20 protein-coding genes are annotated in these 23427 nt (G+C 37.6%); 9 read left to right on the plus strand and 11 right to left on the minus strand.

Features of this window, described 5'->3' with window-relative positions; translation table 11 throughout:
* The first annotated feature begins 179 nt into the window (after window positions 1-179).
* Entirely contained in the window at window positions 180-1010 is an 831-nt protein-coding gene (gene murI, locus ACMGDK_RS15000) for a glutamate racemase (RefSeq protein ID WP_116014406.1), read from the plus strand.
* 53 nt (window positions 1011-1063) lie between these two features.
* On the opposite strand, the gene ACMGDK_RS15005 is transcribed toward murI, so the two are convergent.
* A complete protein-coding gene (locus tag ACMGDK_RS15005; RefSeq protein WP_436808705.1) occupies window positions 1064-1663 on the minus strand; it encodes a nitroreductase family protein in 600 nt (199 codons plus the stop codon).
* Between the two features lie 85 nt (window positions 1664-1748).
* Here ACMGDK_RS15005 and ACMGDK_RS15010 point away from each other — a divergent pair, with 85 nt between their 5' ends.
* Window positions 1749-2099: a winged helix-turn-helix transcriptional regulator gene (locus ACMGDK_RS15010; RefSeq protein WP_034729961.1), complete on the plus strand. Its 351-nt coding sequence runs from the start codon at window positions 1749-1751 to the stop codon at window positions 2097-2099.
* Here ACMGDK_RS15010 and ACMGDK_RS15015 read toward each other — a convergent pair.
* From ACMGDK_RS15015 to ACMGDK_RS15030, 4 genes are all read right to left on the minus strand, one after another.
* A complete protein-coding gene (locus ACMGDK_RS15015) occupies window positions 2096-2668 on the minus strand; it encodes an RsmD family RNA methyltransferase (RefSeq protein WP_436808706.1) in 573 nt (190 codons plus the stop codon). The genes ACMGDK_RS15010 and ACMGDK_RS15015 overlap by 4 nt on opposite strands.
* Window positions 2669-2752: 84 nt before the next feature.
* On the minus strand, window positions 2753-3469 hold the full coding sequence (locus tag ACMGDK_RS15020) for a DUF3822 family protein (RefSeq protein WP_436808707.1): 717 nt from the start codon (window positions 3467-3469) through the stop codon (window positions 2753-2755).
* An 18-nt stretch (window positions 3470-3487) separates the two neighbouring features.
* Window positions 3488-3982, minus strand: a complete 495-nt coding sequence (locus tag ACMGDK_RS15025) for a Smr/MutS family protein (RefSeq protein WP_436808979.1) — start codon at window positions 3980-3982, stop codon at window positions 3488-3490.
* Between the two features lie 31 nt (window positions 3983-4013).
* Window positions 4014-4511, minus strand: a complete 498-nt coding sequence (locus ACMGDK_RS15030) for a metallophosphoesterase family protein (protein WP_436808708.1) — start codon at window positions 4509-4511, stop codon at window positions 4014-4016.
* 134 nt (window positions 4512-4645) lie between these two features.
* On the opposite strand from ACMGDK_RS15030, the gene ACMGDK_RS15035 reads away from it, so the two are divergent.
* Window positions 4646-6190, plus strand: a complete 1545-nt coding sequence (locus tag ACMGDK_RS15035; protein WP_436808709.1) for a serine hydrolase — start codon at window positions 4646-4648, stop codon at window positions 6188-6190.
* Window positions 6191-6359: 169 nt separating this feature from the next.
* Here the strand turns inward: ACMGDK_RS15035 and ACMGDK_RS15040 are convergent, their stop codons facing one another.
* A complete protein-coding gene (locus ACMGDK_RS15040) occupies window positions 6360-6836 on the minus strand; it encodes a SixA phosphatase family protein (protein ID WP_436808710.1) in 477 nt (158 codons plus the stop codon).
* Window positions 6837-6952: 116 nt separating this feature from the next.
* Here ACMGDK_RS15040 and ruvX point away from each other — a divergent pair, with 116 nt between their 5' ends.
* The 5 genes from ruvX to ACMGDK_RS15065 all read left to right on the plus strand — a co-directional run bounded on the left by ruvX (window position 6953) and on the right by ACMGDK_RS15065 (window position 10558).
* Complete coding sequence (gene ruvX / locus ACMGDK_RS15045) at window positions 6953-7369, plus strand: Holliday junction resolvase RuvX (protein ID WP_436808711.1); 417 nt, start codon at window positions 6953-6955, stop codon at window positions 7367-7369.
* A complete protein-coding gene (gene def, locus ACMGDK_RS15050) occupies window positions 7366-7938 on the plus strand; it encodes a peptide deformylase (protein ID WP_306846554.1) in 573 nt (190 codons plus the stop codon). Before ruvX ends, def begins: the two co-directional genes overlap by 4 nt.
* Window positions 7939-8016: 78 nt before the next feature.
* Window positions 8017-8574: a DUF5606 family protein gene (locus ACMGDK_RS15055; protein ID WP_436808712.1), complete on the plus strand. Its 558-nt coding sequence runs from the start codon at window positions 8017-8019 to the stop codon at window positions 8572-8574.
* A gap of 124 nt (window positions 8575-8698) precedes the next feature.
* Window positions 8699-9466, plus strand: coding sequence for a nucleoside triphosphate pyrophosphohydrolase (gene mazG / locus ACMGDK_RS15060; RefSeq protein ID WP_436808713.1), 768 nt, complete (start codon window positions 8699-8701; stop codon window positions 9464-9466).
* A gap of 207 nt (window positions 9467-9673) precedes the next feature.
* On the plus strand, window positions 9674-10558 hold the full coding sequence (locus ACMGDK_RS15065; RefSeq protein ID WP_436808714.1) for a hypothetical protein: 885 nt from the start codon (window positions 9674-9676) through the stop codon (window positions 10556-10558).
* Window positions 10559-10664: 106 nt separating this feature from the next.
* Here ACMGDK_RS15065 and ACMGDK_RS15070 read toward each other — a convergent pair whose 3' ends face one another.
* Window positions 10665-14378: a metallophosphoesterase gene (locus ACMGDK_RS15070; RefSeq protein ID WP_436808715.1), complete on the minus strand. Its 3714-nt coding sequence runs from the start codon at window positions 14376-14378 to the stop codon at window positions 10665-10667.
* Between the two features lie 25 nt (window positions 14379-14403).
* Here ACMGDK_RS15070 and ACMGDK_RS15075 point away from each other — a divergent pair, with 25 nt between their 5' ends.
* A complete protein-coding gene (locus tag ACMGDK_RS15075; RefSeq protein WP_436808716.1) occupies window positions 14404-15573 on the plus strand; it encodes a Pycsar system effector family protein in 1170 nt (389 codons plus the stop codon).
* 291 nt (window positions 15574-15864) lie between these two features.
* On the opposite strand, the gene ACMGDK_RS15080 is transcribed toward ACMGDK_RS15075, so the two are convergent.
* The 4 genes from ACMGDK_RS15080 to nuoL form a co-directional block, all read right to left on the minus strand.
* On the minus strand, window positions 15865-18171 hold the full coding sequence (locus tag ACMGDK_RS15080; RefSeq protein ID WP_436808717.1) for a GAF domain-containing protein: 2307 nt from the start codon (window positions 18169-18171) through the stop codon (window positions 15865-15867).
* Between the two features lie 306 nt (window positions 18172-18477).
* Window positions 18478-19863, minus strand: a complete 1386-nt coding sequence (locus ACMGDK_RS15085) for an NADH-quinone oxidoreductase subunit N (protein WP_436808718.1) — start codon at window positions 19861-19863, stop codon at window positions 18478-18480.
* A 154-nt stretch (window positions 19864-20017) separates the two neighbouring features.
* Window positions 20018-21511: a complex I subunit 4 family protein gene (locus ACMGDK_RS15090; protein ID WP_436808719.1), complete on the minus strand. Its 1494-nt coding sequence runs from the start codon at window positions 21509-21511 to the stop codon at window positions 20018-20020.
* Window positions 21511-23424: an NADH-quinone oxidoreductase subunit L gene (gene nuoL, locus ACMGDK_RS15095; protein ID WP_436808720.1), complete on the minus strand. Its 1914-nt coding sequence runs from the start codon at window positions 23422-23424 to the stop codon at window positions 21511-21513. Before nuoL ends, ACMGDK_RS15090 begins: the two co-directional genes overlap by 1 nt.
* Between the last annotated feature and the right edge of the window lie 3 nt (window positions 23425-23427).

Below are 23427 nucleotides of genomic sequence, written 5' to 3' on the forward strand. Positions count from 1 at the left end.
TAGAGATGTCATGCTGAGCGTAGTCGAAGCATAATTATGAAATTCCTATCTAAAGTTAAATTATAATTGATCAACTAAAAGTTTAAGAATTTAACTTGCTTAGTATTTCAATAATAAAGTCCACAATCTAGAATACGGAATCTAAAATCTTCGTATTTTTGTATAAAATTTCAGTTCACTTGAAAACTAAAAAGCAAGATTATTCCCATCTTTCACCAAGCCAGCCTATCGGTATTTTCGATAGCGGAGTAGGAGGACTTACCGTAGCCAAAGAGATCAAACGGCTTCTTCCCCACGAAGACCTGATCTATTTTGGAGATACCAAACACCTTCCGTACGGTGAAAAGTCGAAGGATGCGATTATAGAATATTCTACCAAGATCACCAATTTTCTGCTTCAGCAGAACTGTAAAGCAATTGTTATTGCCTGTAATACGGCTACAGCAAATGCTTTAAACGAGGTCATGCAGTCTGTGAATGGAAAAGTTCCTGTCATAGACGTTATTAATCCCGTTGCTGAAAAAGTAGCGTATGAGATCCACAATAATGTTGGAGTTATTGCTACAAAAGCAACTGTCAATTCAGGGCTTTATAAGAAAAGCATCAGGAAACATAATAAATGGATCAAGGTTGATGAGCTCGCTACTCCGTTGTTGGTTCCTGCTATTGAAGAAGGCTTCAAGAACCATCCGATTACACATGCCATCATTTACAATTATTTAAGCAATAATAAGCTTAAAAATATTGAAACCCTTATTCTAGGATGCACACACTATCCTTTGCTGATCGATGAGATTAAGCAATATTATGGTAACAGGGTCCGTGTGATTGATTCTCCAAATATTGTGGCCAATCACCTGAAGATCATACTGGATAAATACCATCTTCTGAATGACAATAATCCAAAGCCGAATTATCATTTTTACCTTTCGGATCTGACGAAAAATTTTGAGAAGATCTCTAAGAAATTCTTTGGGAAGACAATAGACCTGGAATTGAAAGTATTATAATACAAAAAGCTGTTTCACCTGAAACAGCTTTTATTTTAAATGAAGTCTGACTGTTAAGACTCTAAAATAACCATTTCACTTTTTAGCCTTCTTTTAGGAGTCGTTTCAGAATGATTGCTGTCATTTTCGTCTCTTTTCCCGATGGCTACTGCAAAAAGTGTTTCATAAGAATCATTTTTAAGGATTTCGTCATATTTTTCAGTTTCAATACCTTCCATCGGAGTGGAATCTATTCCCATAGCAGCGCATGCTGAAAGAAGAATGCCCAGTGAAAGATAAACCTGATGTCCCATCCACGCCCGGATGCCAGCCTCGCCTTGTGGTTTTACCATATTCTTGTAGTAATTAACCGAACCTTCAGGAAGATTTTCTTCGATCTGTTTTTCAAAATCTTTAGGGTTTTTTATCACCTGGAATACAATGATATGGCTGCTGTCTAATACCTTTTCCCTGTTAAAATAAGACGCTTCTGCCAGCTGTTCTCTAAGTTCAGGCTTATTAACGAAAATAAAGTTCCATGGCTGGCTGTTGATCGAAGAAGGACTCAGATTAAGGATTTCCTTCAATTCTGCAATCTGTTCTGCACTGATTTTTTCCTGTGGATTATACTTTTTTACAGTATATCTTTTTTTCATTTGTTCTAAAAAGTTCATAAATTATTATACTATCATTTTTATAGTTACAAAAGTAATTTAAGTTTATTACCTTTGCAATAACGGTAAAAAAGGATAGTATAGAATGTACACAATAGATAACAAAGAATACCCGTGTTGCACCAGCGTCACCATGAAGTTTATAGGAGGAAAATGGAAAGCTGTCATTTTATTTCATCTTACAGACGGCGCCAAAAGATATAATGAACTGAGGAAATTAATTCCTACCATCACTGAAAGAACATTAAGCCTGCAGCTGAAACAGCTAGAGGAAGATCATATCGTCAACAGAAAGGTATATACTGAAAAACCACCATTAATGGTAGAATATACACTGACGGATTTTGGAAAGACATTGCTGCCCGTCATTGAAGCTATTACAAACTGGGGAATTGCTGCACCGGATCTTTCCGTAAAAAAAATAATCAGGAATTAAATTTCCTGATTATTTTCTTTATTCGCTTCGAAAAAACTGAAACTTACATTTCCGTATTTTCGGGTGTCTATTAGGTTGGGATGCTCCAGCTTCATTCTGCTCTGATGTTCTACAATCAGAACGCCGTTCTCTTTAACGAATTTATTGTTGAGAACCAAAGACAATAGCTCGTAATACTTCTTCTCTTCCATTTCAAATGGAGCATCGGAAAATATGATCTCGAAACTTTTTTTATTTCTGAACTTTTTAAGCCAGTCAAAAACATCACCTCTCTGAACATTGATCTGCAGTGACATATCAAGCTCTGAAGCCGTAGCGTTGATAAAGCTGGTATGCTTTGGATTCAGCTCAACCGAAGTGATATCCTGGCATCCTCTGGACGCAAATTCGAAAGTGATGGAGCCAATACCTGCAAAAAGATCAAGTACGGAAATCGACTGCATATCATATTTGTTTTCCAGGATACTGAAAAGCGCTTCCTTGGCAAAATCTGTAGTAGGTCTTACATCAAAATTTTTAGGAGCGGCTATTTTTTTGGCTTTCCACTTGCCTGAGATTATTCTGAACATATTTTTTAGGGTTTAGGTGATAGGAATTAGGGATCAGGGAAGGTATGTCGGGCCTAAGCCCTCATCCCTAATTCTTGGTCCCTTTTAATTAAGTATAAAATTCTTATTGGGAATATTGTCAAAAACAATTCTCATATTTTTGACGAATTTCTGAAGTTCGGAAATGAAGGTTTCATTTTCCGTGGTTTCGCCATAGGCATAAAAGTTGGTTTCATTGATTCCAAAACCTATTTTACTGAGTGTAAACATCACGAAATACAGGAAATCTACTTCAGAATTCACATCCAGATTGTTGTATAAAATAACTTTTTTGTTATCAATAGCAAAAAACTCACATTGATTATGGTATAGATTAATGTGAATCTCCTTATTGTTTTTATTGTTGAGTGAATTCAAAAACTTTTCTCCCGAGAAATTAAAATGAACCGGAATGGCCAGCTCCTTTATTTTTTTGTAAAAGTTTTTAGGAAATGTATAATAAAACTGTACCCCGAATTTCTTATTGACAGAAAGCATGAGCTCTTCTTTTTCCCTGTCAGCCGGAGCATTGAATGCAATCAGCTCAAATCCTGCCTCATGCTCAGAAAACCCTTCAGGCATCAGGGTGAAATGGTTCAGTGCCGAGATCACATGGATTTCGTCAAACCTTTGTTTAAGAAGAATTTCATCCAGTTTATCTTCAATAAGGTTCTCCGGAGTTTCTTCAGTAACGAAATAAGACTTTTCTTCCTGAATGCTTTTATTTTTTGCAATCTGGTAGATTAATCCGTCTTTGGTAAAAAGTAAATTAAGTACGTTCATATTTCAATTGCTGCAAATTTAGTGAAATTCTATCATAACGGCACCCGATTGATGATGAAGTATTTCCTTATTATAAAAATCGATATCTCTCTGGCTTTCCAAAACATCCATAACCATTCTCTGCAGCGTTCCGTCACCAATACCGTGAACAATCTCCAGCCTCTTCAGATGATGCTTTCTACAGAAGTCAAGAACTTCTATTAATTTCGCTTTTTGGATAAAGAGCCTCTCAAAGCTGTCGTAATCACTGGGATTTCTGACGAGATTATGAAAATGCAGATCCAGAACCATATGATTTTTCTGATGTTTTTTGGAAGTTACTTTCTTCGGTTCCGCTTTTCTGACTACCCGGATATTTTCATAAAGCTCTGCGTTTTTCGGAACCAATTTCTCTTTCGGATATTGGTAGGTAAATCCGTATTCGTCCTTAAAAACAACAATATTGCCGTTCACGGAAGTAATGATCCCGTTTAAATCCTCATCTACTACAGAAACTTTGTCCCCGATTTTCATGTATTTTGCTCCTTCTTTTATTATTTCAAAATTAAATCTTAGGTCCCAGTTCAATGATTTCCAGATCTTTGATCTCTTCACCTTCCACTACGAAACGCATCATTGTTCTTGTCTTATGCCATCCCTGTTTCCCACAGGCGCCGGGATTCAGATGCAGTAGGTTGTTCTTTTGGTCAAACATAGCTTTCAGGATATGAGAATGTCCTGAAATAAACAGCTTTGGAGCCTTTGTAGAAATTTCCCTGTTCGTCAGCGGTGTATATTTTCCGGGATATCCACCGATATGGATCATCAAAACTTCAAGATCTTCGCAGAAAAAACGGTTTACTTCAGGAAACTCGGCGCGGATCTTCGCGTTGTCTATATTACCGTAAACCCCTTTTAGAGGCTTTATTTTTTCCAGTTCTTCAATCACTTCCATACTTCCGAAATCCCCGCAGTGCCAGATCTCATCAGCCTGACGGGCGTATTCTAAAATCCTGTCGTCTATATAAGAATGGGAATCGGAAAGGAGAAGAATTTTTGTCATTAAGATCTGAAATTTTTTTGCAAAGTTAGGAAAGATTTATTTTCTTTTAAGGATCAGATTATTTTAAATACACAAAGTTTTACAGGAGAAGCCGGCATCGCCTAATATTTACTAAATTTGAGAAAATTTAAAAAATGAAGCAGAAATTTTCTCTTTTACTTTTTCTTTTAGCAATAGGACTTTTCAATGCCCAGGTTGAAGAAAAGAAATTGGATGAACTGATCCAGAATACTTTAAAAACCTTTGATGTTCCGGGAATGTCGGTGGGAATCATAAAAGATGGAAAAGTAATTTATTCCAAAGGGTTCGGACAGCGTTCTTTAACTACCAAACAACCTATGGATGATACTACATTGGTAGGAATTGCATCCAATTCAAAAGGGTTTACCTGTACTGCACTGGCTATTTTAGCCGATGAAGGAAAATTAAACTGGGACGATAAAGTTTCAAAATACATCCCTGAATTTCAAATGTATGATCCCTATGTTTCCCAAAACGTAACCATTAAAGATCTTGTAACGCACAGAGCTGGATTAGGCTTGGGGCAAGGCGATCTGATGTTCTTCCCTGAAGGTGGAAACCTGACAGTGAATGATATCGTTCACAATGTAAGATATCTGAAACCTGAAAATCCCTTCAGAACGACGCTGGACTATAACAATATTATGTTCATCGTAGCCGGAGAAGTGATCCACAGGATTTCCGGTCTGAGCTGGGCCGAATTTATTGAGCAGAGAATTATGAAACCTGTCGGAATGACCTCCAGCTTCGGAAGCTACAGCAGAGCTAAGGCTGTATCAAATAAAATCGATGCACATGCCCCTGTAGATGGGAAAGCTGTTGCTGTTCCCCACGACTGGAATGAAACAGGAAATGCCGCAGGAGGAATTATGAGTAATATTAAGGATATGACCATCTGGGCTGACTGTCTTTTAAATAATTTTACAACTAAGGACGGCAAAAAATTGGTTTCAGATAAAAACGTACAACAGTTATGGAGCTTACAGATCCCAGATAGGGTTGCTTTAAAAAATCCTTATGATACAAGCTTTTACGGATATGGATTAGGATGGTTCCTGAGTGACGTGAAAGGACACAAACAGATTCAGCATACGGGAGGTTTAATAGGAACTGTTACCCAATTTACACTGATTCCGGACCTGAAATTGGGAATTGTAGTATTAACAAACCAACAATCCGGGGCCGCTTTTAATACAATTACTAACACGGTTAAAGACTCTTATCTTGGAGTAGCAGACAGAAACTGGCTGAAAACCTATGGTGAAAGAATGGCAAAAGTAAATGCTGAATATGATAAGCAGAAAAAAGAAGCTTTCGCCAAATCAGAAGCCTTTAAAAAAGAAAAAAATCTTCAGCCGAAAGCCGAACAGTTTGTTGGAAAGTATAATGACCAATGGTTTGGAGATGTAGAAATTTCTCAACAGGGAAATACCTACAGAATCTCCTGCCAGAACTCTCCAAGATTAAAAGGCGAGCTGCTTCCCTATTCCAGTAATTCCTTCATTATAAAATGGGATGACAGAAGCTATGATGCCGATGCCTATATTATTTTCAATTATAATGAAAATGGAAAAGCAGAGTCTGCAAAGCTAAAACCAATATCAGATATTACAGATTTCAGCTTTGATTTTGATGATCTTGATCTTAAGAGAAAGTAGGCAGATGATGAGGTGAAATTGTAAACTAAAAAATAGATAATTCAATAGTAGCGGGCTTTAGCCCGCTTTTTTATGAATAAAATTTGGCTTTAGCCCCAATATATATCAATATAGTTCTTTTCCTTTCTAGCACACCAAAAAAGGAATAGAAGCAGATAGAAAGATATAATTATATTTTCCCCGGCTCATAAAAGAACAGGAGTTTTTTCTTGGCGCCATCAAATTCAGACCATGAATTACAGTCTATTTCAAAACCGGCAACTCCACAGGTTGGAAAATGGAAAATATCTTCTGAAATGGAATTCGCAAAATTGGAAATTCCGTTGTTATGAGAGAAAAGAGCAACAGAGCTCACATTGTCATCCAGGTCATAGATCACAGATTCAAAATTTCTTTCCGAGGGATTATAAAGCTTATCCTCTGTAGAGACATTAAGCTGATAAGTTTGGTTAAAGATTTTACACGTATTCAGGGCACGTACAGCCGGGCTGGAAACAAACTGATCAATAGAAATATTATTGCTTTTCAGGAATCTGGACATGTTCATAGCATCTTTCAATCCTTTGTCTGCCAAAGGTCTGTCGAAGTCCTCCGTTTCTTCCGGCCAGTCGCTTTTTGCATGTCTTACGAGGATGAGTTTCTTCATATTTTCGTTTTTTTGGAAGATTAAAATTATAAAAAAAATAATGGAATAAAACATGATTTTTATAAAAAAACTGCGTTATGAATAAAATCATTAAATTTTACTAAATTTGCACACTTATGGGACAGATCCTTGCAATAGACTATGGAAAGGCACGCTGCGGTATCGCTGCAACAGATGATATGCAGATTATTGCAAGCGGCCTGGATACCGTTGAGACCCGGTTTTTGATGGATTTTTTAAAAAAATACTTCACTGAAAACAAAGTGGATGATGTGGTAATAGGCCTTCCTACAGATTTGAAAGGAAATGTTTCCGAAGTGGAGACAGATATTTTAAAATTCATTGAAGAATTTCAGAAAGAATTTTCAGCTATCACGGTCCACCGTTTAGACGAAAGGTTTACCTCCAAAATGGCTTCTTTTTTTATCTCCCAAAGTGGAAAAAGCAAAAAAAAGAAACAGGAAAAGGGGTTAATAGATAAAGTAAGCGCAACGATTATATTGCAGAATTTTTTAGAACAAAGAATAAGATGATTTTACCGATAAGAGCTTTTGGGGATCCTGTTTTGAGAAAAGTGGGAAAAGATATAGACAAAGATTATCCCGGTTTACAGGAACTTATAGATAATATGTTCGAAACGATGTACAGTGCGAATGGCATAGGACTTGCAGCACCGCAAATCGGGTTGGACTTACGCCTGTTTGTGATCGACGTGACTCCGCTTGCAGATGATGAAGATTATGAAGACATCAAAGACGAGCTGGCTGAGTTTAAAAAAGTTTTCATCAACGCTAGAATTCTTGAAGAATCCGGAGAAGAATGGAAATTTAATGAAGGATGCCTTTCTATTCCGGACGTAAGAGAAGACGTGAAGAGAAAAGGAACGATCGTTATTGAATATTATGACGAAAATTTTGTAAAACATACAGAAACTTTTTCCGATATTAGAGCCCGCGTAATTCAGCATGAATATGATCATATTGAAGGCGTGCTGTTTACCGACCACCTGAGCGTATTGAAGAAGAAACTCGTAAAAGGTAAGCTGGCAAAAATCTCACAGGGTGATGTAAGCATCAGCTATAAAATGAGATTTCCAAAGTAATTTAAACAAGGATTAAAAAACAAAATAATAAAAGCAAAAAGCCAAGTGCTGATTGCAGAATTTACAAAAAATAAAATTATGCTGTTAGAAAAAATAATTTCAATTTCTGGAAAGCCAGGACTTTTCAAATTAGTTTCTCAACTAAGAAACGGTTTTATCATTGAAGATGTTACGACTAAGAAAAAAGTTAGCATTGGGAACTCAAGTCAGGTGAGTTTATTGGATAATATCGCTATGTTTACATTTGATAAAGAAGTTCCTTTGTTCGAGGTTTTTGAAAATATTGCTAAAAACTACGATTATAAAGAAACGATTTCTCACAAATCTTCTGACGATGTTCTGAAAGAATTCATGACAGCTTCTCTTCCTAACTATGATACAGAAAGAGTATATGCTTCAGATATCAAGAAATTGGCTCAGTGGTATAACCTTCTTCAGAAAGCAGGATACATTACTCCTGAGAGCTTCGTAAAAGCAGAGCCTGAAACACTGGATGGTGCAAAGGAAGAAGTGAGCATTGAAAAAGAAGCTCCTAAAAAAGCAGTTCCAAAAGCAGAAAAGCCTGCAGCTCCAAAAGTGAAAGCTACTTCTGCAGCCAAAGCAGCTCCAAAAAGTACACACACTAAGAAAGGATAATTATCCTGAATTATAAATATAAGCCCTGTCAAGATTATTTGACAGGGTTTTTATTTTAAGACAAACTCTTAAGCTTTATAATTAAAGATTTACCCTAAATTTGCATCACTTTGAATTCTCAATTATGAATACCAGACAAGAAAAACTAGAAGCTTTCGGAAGATTATTAGACATCATGGACGATCTGCGCGAAAAATGCCCGTGGGATCAAAAGCAGACCCTGCAGTCGCTCCGTCATTTGACTCTTGAAGAAACCTACGAGCTTTCGGATGCTATCCTGCAGGAAGATTTAAAGGAAATCAAAAAAGAGCTGGGTGATGTTCTGCTTCATCTTGTTTTTTATGCTAAAATTGGGTCGGAAAAAGAAAGTTTCGATATTGCAGATGTTATCAATTCTTTAAACGAGAAATTAATTTTCCGTCATCCTCATATTTATGGTGATACAGAAGTAAAAGATGAAGAAGAAGTAAAGCAGAATTGGGAGAAGCTGAAGCTGAAAGAAGGGAATAAATCTATTTTGGGCGGTGTTCCGAAAAGCCTTCCGAGTTTGGTAAAAGCCTACAGGATTCAGGATAAAGTAAAAGGAATTGGGTTTGAATTTCATGATGCAGAAGATGCATGGAAAAAAGTAGATGAAGAAATCCAGGAATTCCATGCAGAAACTGATCTAGATAAAAAAGAGCTGGAGTTGGGCGATGTATTTTTCTCACTCATCAACTATGCAAGAATTTCAGGACTGAATCCGGATTCTGCGCTGGAAAGGACCAATTTAAAATTTATCTCAAGATTCCAGAAAATGGAAGTGCTGGCAGAAGAATCAAATCTAAAGCTGGCCGACATGTCTTTGGAAGAAATGGACGTATTGTGGGAAAAAGCAAAACTGCTGTCATAAGTAAAGCCCTGACATAGAAGTATTCCGAGAATCCTTATTGGAATAGGTTTTGCATGGCTCATCGTGTTCTTTGATCTTGCAAACCGATTAATTCTTAACGATTGATGGAACCCAAAAACAGATCTCGTTATCAACAAGATTATTTAATACCTTAGAGAAAAATATACGGTACTCGTATTTTCAGTTTAAAAAATTAAAAAAATAGCTATGTTGCGTATTCTTACCTTATCCGCTTTTTTATTGTGGAGCTGTAATCCGAAAGCTCAGGACACTCATAAAACCGATGAATTGACAGTGGAATTTACTCTGCCGAAAAAATTGAAAGAAGTTTCAGGAATCGTTCTGTCTCAGGATAAAAATACCATTTGGGCGATAGAAGACCAGGGAAATAAAAATGTAGTTTACGGTTTGGATAAGCAGGGCAAGCTGGTAACAGATGTTCTGGTAGAAAATGCTGAAAACAATGATTGGGAAGATATTACCAAAGATGCCCAGGGAAATATTTACCTTGGTGATTTTGGAAATAATGATAATAACAGGCAGAATCTGGCCATTTTAAAACTGGATTTGAAGGATGCTTCTCAAAAAACAACAAAAGCTATTCAGACTACAAAATTTCATTATGAAGGACAAACTGAATTTCCTCCAAAGAAATCGAACTGGCTATATGACTGTGAAGCTTTCGTAGAAATGAACGGAAACTTTTATCTCTTCACCAAAAACAGAAGCAAAGGTTTTGACGGAACTTTCCTTGTATTCCAGATTCCTAATAAAGAAGGCGATTTTGAAGCCAAATTGATAGGGAAGCTTAAGCTTGCAGGGAAGTACAGCGATGCTGCCATCACTTCGGCAGCCATCAACAGTAACAATGATAAAATCGTTCTGCTTACCCATAAAAATATTCATGTGCTTTCCGGATTTACCGCAGATAATTTTAATACTGCTAAAATTGAGAAAGTATCTTTAAATCATAATTCGCAAAAAGAAGCTGTTGTTTTCCTGGATGATAAAACTCTGCTGATCGCAGACGAAAAAGATAAGGAAACAGGAGGAAATGTATATAGATTTGAATTTGACTCCAAAACTAAATAATGTCAGCTGCAAAAGCTTATATCTGGCATTAATAAAAAACAAGAGGGACAATTTTTTGTCCCTCTTTTGTATAATTAATATAGAATTAAATATAAATAAGAAAAATTTAAAAAGTCATTCCTACTCCCGCAGAAATCCTTCCTCCGTCAGAGCCATAAAAATAATTCAGTCTTGCGGAAAACATCTCTACAACACTCATCCAGAATCCTGCTCCTACGGACTGATGCCACTTTTTAGAATTCTCACCGTCATTCCAGACACGTCCAATGTCATATCCAACCAGAACACCCATATTGGCAGGAATAATATTATTTCTTACCCTTCCGAAATCCCAGCGGACCTCAGAATTGTTGGTGAAATAAGACTTACCTGAAAACCTGTCATTCCGGAAAGCCCTCATCCCATTGTTGCCACCAATGCTTGCTGCCTGGTAAAATTCGAAATTATTATTGCTGATCCACATCGCATTGCTGGAATTTGCAAACACAAAATTTCCTCTTTTGTCAAGCCTGTGGTCTATCGTCAGTGTTCCGTTCAGGGTAAAGAAATTTTTGTTGGTATCGGAAAGATTAGTTTTCCAGTCTGCGTTCATCAGTAATTCCAGTCCTAAAGTAGGAAAGGCATTATTATCCAGATTCTTGAAGCTGAAGGTATAATTGGCCCCTGCAAACTGCTGGCTTTTGAAAACTTCAGGTCTCACATCAGGTGACTGGTCTACAAAACGGTCACCGTTTCTTTGTACTTTATTGTCCTCAAAAGTCAACTGGAACTGATGCTGAAGGTTCATCCAGCTCTTTTTAGAGATAGAAGGGGCGAAATTGAACTTGGAAATTCTTGCCCTGTTGTATTCTCTTTCCGTGTTCTCCTTGTCGTATTCACTTTCATTAGACAATCCGAAGAAGTTCTTGGAAAAACGGGGTGTTGTATAAGCTGCATCAAGATTGAAATCCCATCCGGATATTGCTTTTTTAAAAATTCCTTTATAAGCCGCATTAAATCCTGCGGTTGCAGTATAAAAATTTAATTTAAGACTATGCTTTTGGGTATAAGGGGCGCGGATGAAATTATTAACCGTATAATTAGCCAGAACCCCTAAGATCACACCATCATCCGGATTGTAATCAGCATTCGGATAACCGGCATAGAAATTATATTTCGGATGCTTATAATTGTAAGTATTGATGTCGTAATCATCAGAAATATTTTTTGTTCCGGAGCCGTTGTATGTATTTTTCTGACTTTTAAAATCATAAATCTTCACACTTTTTCCGTCCGCAATATTATAAACATCATGATTGTAACCGCCAATCAGCCTGATGTTCGTCTTAGGTCTTCCTTCTCCGGACACTTCATAAATATCATCATCTTCAAGACCGTAAATCCAGAGCTCCTTTGTTTTGGAATCCTCATACGTTTTTTCAAAAACCAATTCAGGATTCTCTTTGTTTTTATCTAATTTATACTGCTTTACATTGATAGAATGGGCCGTTTTTGTAATGACGAACTTATCAGGATTCACCGTCCCGGCAAGAGGAACCTTTTCCTGCAGCACATCATAATATTGGGCAGCGTAATCCTGCAGCTTTGTTTTTCTGATTTTTAATTTACGCTGGATATCAGCAATGGTTTCATCCTTTACTTCTTTAGGAAGATTGCTGAATGCATCATCGATATCCGCATCAGTAAGATGTTCCTGGATATATTTTGCTTGCGCAGTCCATTCTTCCTGTGAAGATCCTTTTAAAAAGATAAGGTCCAAAGGATATGGCTCCATATTCATCCACTTTACATTTTTGATCTCTTCCTTAAAGGTCTTCATATGACGGATAGCCGGAACATTCATAATGAGCTTGAAAGCAGCGCCGTCATATCGGCTGAAAGCCTGATCTCTGTCTTTCGGGACCGGTTTGTAAACAACTTTGTCACCATCCTGGTATTCCGCCCATTTCCACTGATCCGAATGCCTGTCCCAATCGCCAATCAGCATATCAAAGATTCTTGCTCTTATGTACGATTCACGGTCTACGGAATACTTATAGTTTTTGGTGAAATTTTTTAGAACATCATCTGTAGAAACAATATCTTTAGCATTGTCCAGCCAAGCCAGCGTTTTAGGATCAGAAGAAAAGCGTTCCTCAATCATGTACATTTCATCGCCATAATTTTTATTATATTCTCCCAAAGTATATTGCTTCGGAATGTAATATAATTTCGGATTACTATGGAAAATGCCGAGTTTATCAGCCATGTTTCCTACTGAAAATGGGGTAAACGGATGAGTGGTCGTATAAAAGTCAAGCAGAAACTTTTCAGGAAACGTATTATTCAGCTCATTCCCGAAAGTACTCTTTTTGAAAGCCATATTATTCAGAAAACGGACGGCACTTTTTTTCACGCCCCGCATCACAAATTCCTGCCCGTCTGCCGCTTTCAGTCTTAAGCTGTTCGACTGGTTTCCTCCACCTTCCCGGAAAGGGGTAAAGCCGCCATTCAGGGAAGCAAGGTCTGCCGTAGGCGCCTCAATTGGAATTCCGTAATACTTCCTGTAATGCTCACCCCAAAGCCAACGATAAACAGGTCCTTTTTGGGTAAGCTTTACCGGATAAATGCTTGAAGTGGCCGTGGCCGGAAAATCTTTTGGATAATTATTCACAAAAACATCCGGTTTTGAGATCACAGAAATATGGGCAAGCTTTTTAATGCTGTTATCTTTTGTTGAAAAGTATTCTACATCAGTACTCTGGTCTTTTCTGATATTCAGAACGGCAAATCCACTTCCTCCGTAGGAAAAATCAGTTTTTTCAGCAATAGTGGCAGGATCCGTTTTAGAACCCGCGCCGCTGATGATCTGCCTGATATTCCTTTCTTCATGATACTGCAGGTTATGATCATGCCCGGAAACAAAAATAATATTTTCCTTATCCTGAACGATGCTCTTCAACCTGTTGGCTAGATCTGCATAATGCTGATTATTAATGTCTTCTAAACTTGCTCCTGAAGAACTTCTCAAAATATTGATCACACTTGAAACCACCGGAACCGGAATCTTACTTTTCAACGGATAAAGATGGGCTTTTGCAGAATTGAATCCTGCATGTGTTCCACTGCTGATCACAGGGTGATGCAAGGCAACAATAATCCTTTTATCCTGGTTTTTGGTAACAAGATCTTTAAACTCTGTGAAGAAATCTTCACGCGTTTTAATCGTACAGTTTTTATTGATTCCGGGATATTGATCCCAGTTTACAAGTGCCCATTCACTATCGATGACGATAAGTTTAATATCTTTCGAAAGATTGATATCATCAATTCCGCAGGAATTTTTAGGGAGAAAAGCTTTCTTGTCGTTAAAATAGGCTTTCACCAGGTCTTCCTGAGCCTTTAATCCGTCCAGCCCGCTGTTCCAGTCGTGATTTCCAGGAATAACCAGTGTTTTTCCTTTGAAATTTCTGGTAATGGTAAGCTGGTTTTCCAGTTTTTGCTTAGCCAGTGCATAATCTTTATCAGATTCTTTAGGCAATCCGTTGGGATAGATATTATCACCCAGAAAGATCAGCATGGAGTTGCTGTCTGCCGAATCCAGTTTGTTTTTGAGTAAATTTAAGGTGTTCTGAGCCTGAGGATCATCTGAATTTCCGGCATCCCCGATCAGGAAAACTTTAAAATCATTCTCAGATTTTACATCAGAATTTTTAACTTCAAATAAGTTTTTACCCTTTTTTACGTTATATGTTGCGCATGAATAGAGAACTCCTGCAGACAATACTGTTCGAAAGGCAATAGAAGTTTTTTTTAAATGAGTTTTAAAGGATAAATTCATAAATTTACATTAACAAAAATTCAGGATGAATATTTTACACAAAGCTAAAGATTATGTAGAAATCTTATTCAAAGATAAGTTATCTTCTGTATACTTTTATCATAATTTTATTCACACGACCTACACGGTAAATAAGGCCGGAGAGATCATGCGGAATACACCTGTTTCCAAAGAGGATCAGGAAAAGGTGCTTTTAGCATTGTGGTTCCATGATACAGGTTATGTAGAATGTGCACAGAATCATGAAGAAAAAGGAGTGGCCATCCTTACCGATTTTCTGAAGCAGGAAAATTATCCTGAAAGCTTTATTGAGGATGTTTCTCAATTAATCTTGGCTACTAAAATTACCTATGAACCGCAAAACCTTCTGGAAAAGATTGTAAAAGATGCGGACTGCAGTCATTTTGCCAGCCACGATTATAATGATATTTCCGATGCGCTGAGAAAAGAATGGGAGCTTACCAACGTAAAATGTTTCTCCAATGACGAATGGAACGCCGGAAATCTTGAAATGCTGAAAAATAAACATCATTATTACACGGAATATGCCAAGGAGAACTGGGAACCTCTGAAAAAGAAAAATATAAAGAAAATAGAAAAAAAGCTTGAAAAGGAAGAGGATAAAAAAGAAAATGCAGATAATAAAAAAGAACCCAAAGATCCAAAATCTGACCGAAGCGTAGATACCCTGTTCAGAGTAACGCTGAACAATCACACAAGGCTAAGCGATATTGCTGACAGTAAGGCGAATATTCTTCTCTCGGTTAATGCCATCATTATTTCAGTTTGTCTTTCCGTACTGGTTCCTAAATTGGATACCCCAAAGAATGCGCACCTTATCATTCCTAGTTTTGTCCTGCTTACTTCAAGTGTTCTGACCATTATATTTGCGATCCTGTCCACAAAACCGAATGTGACCAAAACCAATTTTACGGCTCAGGATATTGCAGACAGAAAAGTAAACCTGCTGTTTTTTGGAAACTTTCATCAAATGCTGTTCAATGATTATCATGATGCTATGAAAGATCTGATCAAAGACAGAGATTATATTTATGATTCTATGGTGAAAGACCTTTATTTTTTGGGGAAAGTTCTTGACAGGAAATACAAGCTTTTATCTGTAACCTATAAGATATTTATGGCAGGAATTATTATTTCCGTACTTTCTTTCGCCTATGCTTTTCTTTCGCTTTAATATAAATAAATACAAATTGTAAGACAGCGTACAATTAACTGAAAATGTTGTTTATACGGAGAGGCTCCGTATTGGAGAAAATTGTTGTTAAGCTGGGTGTTATTTTAATATTTGCTGATCTATTTTTTAAGGAAAGATTTTCGATTATAAAAGTACATCTTAATCCTACTATTTTACATTGATAGCTCTTGTGCTGAACAGTATGTGTAGAACGATTGAGTACTTTTTCGGGCAGGCGGGAATGCCACAGGGTGAGCTAAAAAACCGGATTCTTATTTTATAGATTAATCATTAATCTTGGGTAAGAGAGATCCTCAATGCCAGCAATCCCGTAATTCCCTGAAGATCTTCCACTTTTAAAAACTCTATATCATTCTGCAGAATTCCTTTTTTCTGAAGCTTATTGATGTACTCCAGGTATTCTTTCTGGTTTTCCATACCGAAATAAACGATGGTAATTTTTCCGGGGCAGGTAATCCTTTCCGCAGAATCTTTGACATGGGCTTTGTCCAGGCGTTTTTTTACAATTTCATAATACGAATTGTAGGCACCGTCTACATCAAAACGTTTTTCATCCATTCTGAAGCGGATATCTATCTTCTCGTTATAGACGAAAAGCAGTGATGCAATATCAAGCTGTATCGGCAGGTTTTTTTTAAAGGTCTGGAATTCGCGTTCCATGCTACAGATTGTCTTGAGCTGCCAGTATCTTAATTTGTGGACTACTTTGGAGGTATAGCTGAGATCCGGAGCAATAGTATGTCCGATATACAGATTGTGCTCTACACCATCAGATTTAAACCTCTCGTAATAGTGCGGAAATATCTGCTGGGCTTTGACCTGGCTTTCATCCAGCATATCGGCCAATTTTCTGTTGACCAGCGTTATAGAATCATCTAAATTTTTTCTCTTGGCATAAAATAGGTCGGTTTGGGTAAAAACCTGTACAAAATAATCTTTGATCTTATTTTTTATTTCCCTGTCGGTTTTCAGTTCCAGTTTTCCTTGCAGGTAAGGGTGGATTTCCTCTCTCAAAAGCCTTTGAAGGCGTTGTTCCGTATCAGCTTTGATCTCGTTGTTCAGTTCATTTTCAAAAACATCAAGAGCCAGAAGGTATTTTTCTGAATCGGAATTGATGAGTGTGAAAATATCATGAAGGCTTTCAAGCTGTTGGTTGAGGTCTTCAAGCATCAGATTAAAACGCTTTTCTGAAGATGAACGGATATCCGAGAACCCAAACAAGGGTGTCAGGTTTTTGAAGGAGATCTGTTTCAGCGTATACATTTTTTTCCCCAACGAAGCATTGAAATATTTTTCGGCTTCATTTCTGAATTTCCAGACCACGCTGTCGTGGATGGAAGTATATTCACGCTGGATGATGGCTTCTATCTGGTAGTTTTTTTCAAAGCTGAATCTGTTCAGTGAGAACAGGATCATATCGGTGAAAAATTCCATTTTTTTCAGCTTTAAACCGTTGAAACTATTGGCTTGCGGAGAGGTAAATTCCATGATGGCCAAAAGCTCGTTATCTTTCATGATCGGGATTACCATGAAGCTGTTGATATTGTTGTCTCTTAAAATACTGAAAGAAGGTAGTTCTTTGATGTTGTCCTCCAGATTTTCAACATTCGAGATGACAATCGGCCTGGAATTATGATTTAAATTGGTAAAAGTATTTTTCCGGGTTTCTTCATCAAATGCATTGATCCAGAAATCCAGAACATGATGGGTGAAAACATTTTCGTAGATTGGAAGTTTGCCGAGTTTCTGATCTTTCTTATCGAAAAGCATAAGCCCGAAATTGAGTTCCGGGACATCGAAATAGGATTTAAAAATTTCCACAAGATTTTCATCCGGGCTCAAATCCTCAGGATCAATTTCTATCATGCTCGATTTAAGGTCGGACAGGGCCACTTCAGAAGTACAGTCTACCAGGGAAACAATCGTGAAGCCTTTTAAAACCCATGATTTTGAAGGGAAATATTTCTTCCAGAGTTTAAAATCGTCCAGGTTTTCCAACAGCATATCCAGCACATCATCGGACGGGATTTTTGCGTTTTCAGTAGGATATATTTCTGTAAAATCTGAGTTGACTGTGATCTTATAATGTTTCATGATTCCCAGTCTGTTCGGAATATCATAATAAAGAGGCATGCTACTCCTGATGTCTCTTTTGAAATAGCTCTGCAGGATGAGACAGCAGCAGAATACATAAAATTCATCGTCTCCGATATTCCTCAGCGCTATTTCAAAGTCCTTTCCTGCATCTTTAAGTATACCTTTAAATCTTTCGGTATAGTTGAAAGTGGTCTTGGAAAGCGGAACACTGGCCGCTTTGATCTCATTGTGTGTAAGGCCGGTAGGGAAGAGGTCTGCAAGAATCTGCCTGATGAGGTCTTCATGTTTTTTGAGAAGGGCTTCATCCAGAAATCCTTCTCTTAGCTCAGGAAATTTTTTTGTCCTTTCAATTAAAGATTCAGCATAATTAACTCTATACTCCAAACGGTCGTTGTAACGGATATGTTCCAGCACATCCAAATATTTTTTGAATGATATAAGAACCTGAAATGGAGCGTCTTTTTTGTAAAGGTTGGCCAATGGCTGAAATTTAAAGTAAAGTTATGAAAAAAAGATCACTTCCAACTGCATTGCAAATTAGTGAAAGGCACATTTATAAGGGCTTTTGTTATTTTTCCTAAACAAAATCCGGATATAGGTAAAGCATTATCTGTTACTTTTTTTCTTTATGAAAAACTCTGCAGTTTCTTAAATTAAACGCAAGGATAGATATGGCTTTAAAAAACATTCATTTGATTTTTAAGATAGACGGAGCCGTTGCACTTATTGGTAACAAAAAAAGCACAACTGAAAAAGTTGTGCTTTTATATATTTTATATTGGGATGTTATAATCCGAACTGTCTTGCAAACAGATCAGGGAAAACTCCTAACACAATAATTGAAGCAATGACAAATACCGCTACGATATTATAAGTAAGGGTTACTTTTTCTGAAGATTTAAATGTAGAATCTTTGAAGAAGAACATTGAAATAATCAGTCTTAAATAGTAGGCAATAGATACTGCAGAACCTAATACAGCTACCAATACTAAGAAAACTCCGTGCGTTGAATTCATTGCCTGGGAGAATAAAGCAAATTTCCCCATGAAACCGGCTGTCAGCGGAACTCCTGCCATTGAAAGCATAGAGATTGCTGCCACTGTGGCTAATAGAGGTTCAGATTTTGCCAATCCTTTGAAAGCTCCGAAAGAGGTTTCTCTTTTTAATTTTTCAACATAAATTAAACACATGAAAACTCCCACGGTTGATAAAGCATAAGCAAATAAATAGAATGCTAAATTATAAGTAGAAAGGCTCGTCATTCCGAAGAAAACCAACCCGATATATCCGGCGTGGGAAACAGAAGAGTAGGCGAGCATCCTTTTTGCATTGGTCTGGGCAAGACCCATAACGTTAGCTAAAAGCAGTGTGATGATCAGGAATACACCAAACACATTAATCCATTCTTCAGTAACACCACCGAACCCGATGGTCATTAATCTGAATAAAGCAAAAAATCCTGAGATCTTTACCACACTCGCCATAAATGCTGTGATGAGTGAAGGAGCTCCATAATATACATCAGGACTCCACATGTGGAAAGGTGCTAATGCTACTTTGAATGCCAGGGCACAAAGAATAAGAAGAACTCCTAAAATGAACATAACGTCTTTAGGATTTTTAACTCCGAAATCCTGGATCTTATATAAATCAAAACTTCCGGTGCTTCCGTAGATAAATGCAATTCCAAACAGTAAGAAACCTGTTGCAAAAGCACCCATCAGGAAATACTTGATCGAAGCTTCGTTTGATCTTAAATCAGTTTTGTTGGCTCCCGCCATTACATACAACGGAATGGAAAGGATTTCTACCCCTAAGAAAAGAGTAACCATATTCTGGAATCCAAAAAGAATAATTCCTCCGCATAATGCAAAAAGCATCAGTGCATATAATTCCGACTGGTGGCTTCTGTGATTGCTGAACGCAAAACCTCCCAGGAAGAATAACAATAAGGTTGTTACAATAGATATTTTGGTGAATAACGCTGTATTTGCAGTATATTCATACATGTGTCTGTACTTTTCGAAGAAAGCACATTCAGGTAAGAAGCTTACATATAAAGCGACGATCAATCCTAAAATCCCAATGTATCTTGCGAATTTTCCCTGTTCGAAAACTCCTGAAAATAACGCAATAACTGCCGTTAGGAAAACAATAATTAAAACACTCATAATATAGATTTGAGATGTGAGATTTTGAGTTGAGAGTTTAAAGCTCAAGGTTTAAAGTTCAGTGGAATAATCTCCTGTCTCTAATCTCCTTGTCTCTTTTCTTTTACTCTTCTCTGATCTCTTAATTTTTTAATTTTTAAATCTTTTAATTTTTTTAGCTGGCCATCGCTGTGTAGATAAACGTCAGCGAACTATTCACCATATCGATTATCGGTTGCGGGAAAATACCAAATACAATCACAAAAACCGCTATACTTGCCAATACGGAAAATTCTACTGCAGATAAGTCTTTTACGGAACTTAATACTGCATCATTTCCCTGTCCGAACATTGCTTTTCCGTAGAATCTCAATAAATATACAGCAGCAAGGATTACCGTAAGACCAGCAATTACTGCTGCCAAACCGTTGAAATCATATACCGATTTCAGCAAAATAAATTCTCCGATGAATCCGTTAGTCAATGGAACACCCATTGAACCTAATATAATGATCAGGAACAACACGGCAAATTTAGGGGCAACTTTCGCCAAACCTCCCATTTGTCTGATGTCTCTTGATTTAAATCTCTTGTATAAGATATCACAGCAGTAGAACAATCCAACTACGTTGATACCGTGGGCAAAAGTCTGAACCAATGCTCCTTCAGCTCCTTCAATATTAAATGTTCCTCTTAAAGTGATCACAGCAGAAGAGAAGATCCCTGCCACCATTAACCCTACGTGAGAGAAAGAAGAATACGCAATAATTCTCTTCATATCTGACTGGATGATTGCGATAAGCGCACCGTGAACAATTCCTATGATGGCCAAAATAATGACGATCTGTCCCGAAATTCCGGCAATTGGAAGCGGAGTGATAGGAAGTAAATAACGGATGACACCGTACACTGCCATCTTCAGCATGATCCCTGATAAAAGCATGGATCCCTGAGTAGGAGAGTAAGTATACGTATCCGGCTGCCATGTGTGGAAAGGAAATACCGGTAACTTCACTGCGAATGCAAAGAAGATAAACCAGAATACCACTGTCTGCTGTACCTCGTTAAGCTGAGCATTGTATAAATCTGTTAAAGCAAATGATGCAGAGTGATTGTACACATAGATCAATCCGGCTAACATAAATAATGACCCAACGAATGTATAAACGAAGAACTTCGTAGTGAATTCAAATCTTTTGTTTTCCTGGCCCCAAAGTCCGGCAATGAACCAGATAGGAATAAGAGTTACTTCCCAGAAAATATAGAACAACAGCCCGTCTAAAGAAGTGAACACCCCAACAAGACCGAACTGCATCAGCAGAATCAGGCCGTAGAATGTATTTCTGTAGCTTACATTTTCGTTGAAAGATGATAAAATAATGATCGGCGTTAAAATATTGGTCAGCAATAATAGAAGCAGACTCATTCCGTCTATTCCGAAATGAAGTGAGCTTTTAATGAATTGCGACCAAGGATAATTGATCTCGTGCTGCAGTACACTGTCTACCGTTGGATTAAAATCAAAATCCGCCGTGATGTAGAAAGTAATAAGCATCTGGATCAATGCAATTCCCAACGCCAAATATTTGCTGGATTTATTTTTCCATGCAAAAACTAATCCCGAACCTACTAGAGGTAATAGTAATAATGTTAATAATAAACCAGACATTATTGTAATATAAAGTTAACAATCAGTATAATTCCCACTGCTAAAGACATGATAAGAATATAAGTCTCTACATTTCCGTTCTGGATACGCTTCATCGCTTTTCCGCTGTCTTCAGCGCCTTCGCCCACGAAGTCTACAAAACGGTCTAAGATCCCTTTATCAAACATCTTTCCTCCGCGTCCTAATCCTTCAACAGTTTTTACAATCAATGCATTGTAAAGTTCGTCTACATATAATTTCTTAGCAGAAAGTTTTTCCCATCCGGTATAGCTTTCTTCTGCCAGAGCCATTTTTTTCTTTTTCACGTAGGTATTTTTTACGATAAACCATACGGAGAAGAACATCAGCACTGTAGCCCCTAATAAGATCATTTCAGTTCCAAACGGAACTCCCGAAAGAGTCGCTTCCATTTGTTTGTAGCTCTGCTCTGTAAGAACAGGCTTCAGCCATTCCATTAGTTTCGCATAATGACCATGTCCGATGAAGTGAGGAAGGTTAATAAAACCTCCAAGCACAGAAAGGATAGCCAGCACGATCAACGGAAGGGTCATATTAGACGGGCTTTCGTGTAAGTGATGTTTCTGATCTTCCGTACCTCTGAATTCTCCGTGGAACGTCAGGTAGTACAGTCTGAACATATAGGTGGCAGTCATGGCCGCTAAAACAAATAAAATCACCCAGTAAACAGGGTTTTTAGCGAAAGCTGCTACTAAAATTTCGTCTTTTGAGATCATCCCTGATAATAAAGGGAAACCTGAGATTGCCAATGTTCCGATAAGGAAAGTAGCGTGGGTAATTGGGATGTATTTTTTCAAACCTCCCATGAAACGCATATCCTGTTCGTTGCTCATCGCGTGGATCACAGAACCTGCTCCAAGGAATAATAAAGCCTTAAAGAATGCATGTGTCATTACATGGAACATCGCTGTAGTATAAGCTCCCAATCCTAAAGCAATGAACATAAATCCAAGCTGTGAAACGGTAGAGTAAGCCAATACTTTTTTGATGTCGTTCTGACGAAGTGCATAGAATCCTGCCAAAGCAGCTGTTAAGAATCCGATGAATAAAATTCCTCCCTGAACCGTAGGTGCCAAAGTAAATAAGAAGTTTGATCTTACCACTAAATAAATACCTGCCGTTACCATCGTTGCCGCATGGATCAACGCTGATACAGGAGTAGGACCGGCCATCGCATCCGGTAACCATGTATATAAAGGAACCTGAGCAGATTTACCGGTAGCCCCGATAAATAAACTGGCTGTAATAAAGATAATTACTGTTCCGTCTAATTCAAATTTTGAAGAGTTCTGTGCTACCGTAAGGTAATCCACCGCATTAGTCTGAGCAGCGATCATAAAGATACCAATCAATAATGCAAGGTCACCAATTCTGTTCATGATGAAAGCCTTTCTTGCTGCTTTACCGTATTCTTCATTGGTATACCAGAATCCGATCAACAGGTAAGAACAAAGACCTACACCTTCCCATCCGATGAACAGGATCAGGTAGTTGCTTCCCATTACTAAAAGCAGCATGGAGAAGATGAAAAGATTCAGATAAGTAAAGAACTTATAGAAACCTTTATCGTGGCTCATATATCCAATAGAATATAAATGGATCAATGAACCGATCCCTGTGATGATCATCACCATCATTAAAGAAAGCTGATCGATCTGGAATCCGAAATTGATCTGAACCCCGTTTACTGTAAACCACTCAAATGCTTTTACGATGATCGGTTGGCTTTCAGAATCAAATTTCATGAAAAGACTTACTGCGATGCAGAATGATCCGAAAACCATTGCTGTAGCCAGAGAGCCTACAAATATTTTTGGAAGATTTTTTCCGAATAAACCGTTAATAAGAAACCCTAAAAGTGGTAAAAGTACTATTGCATACACTAAATTTTCCATTCC

Source organism: Chryseobacterium hilariae (genome assembly GCF_051400735.1).
In the GTDB taxonomy this organism is placed as follows: Bacteria; Bacteroidota; Bacteroidia; order Flavobacteriales; family Weeksellaceae; genus Chryseobacterium.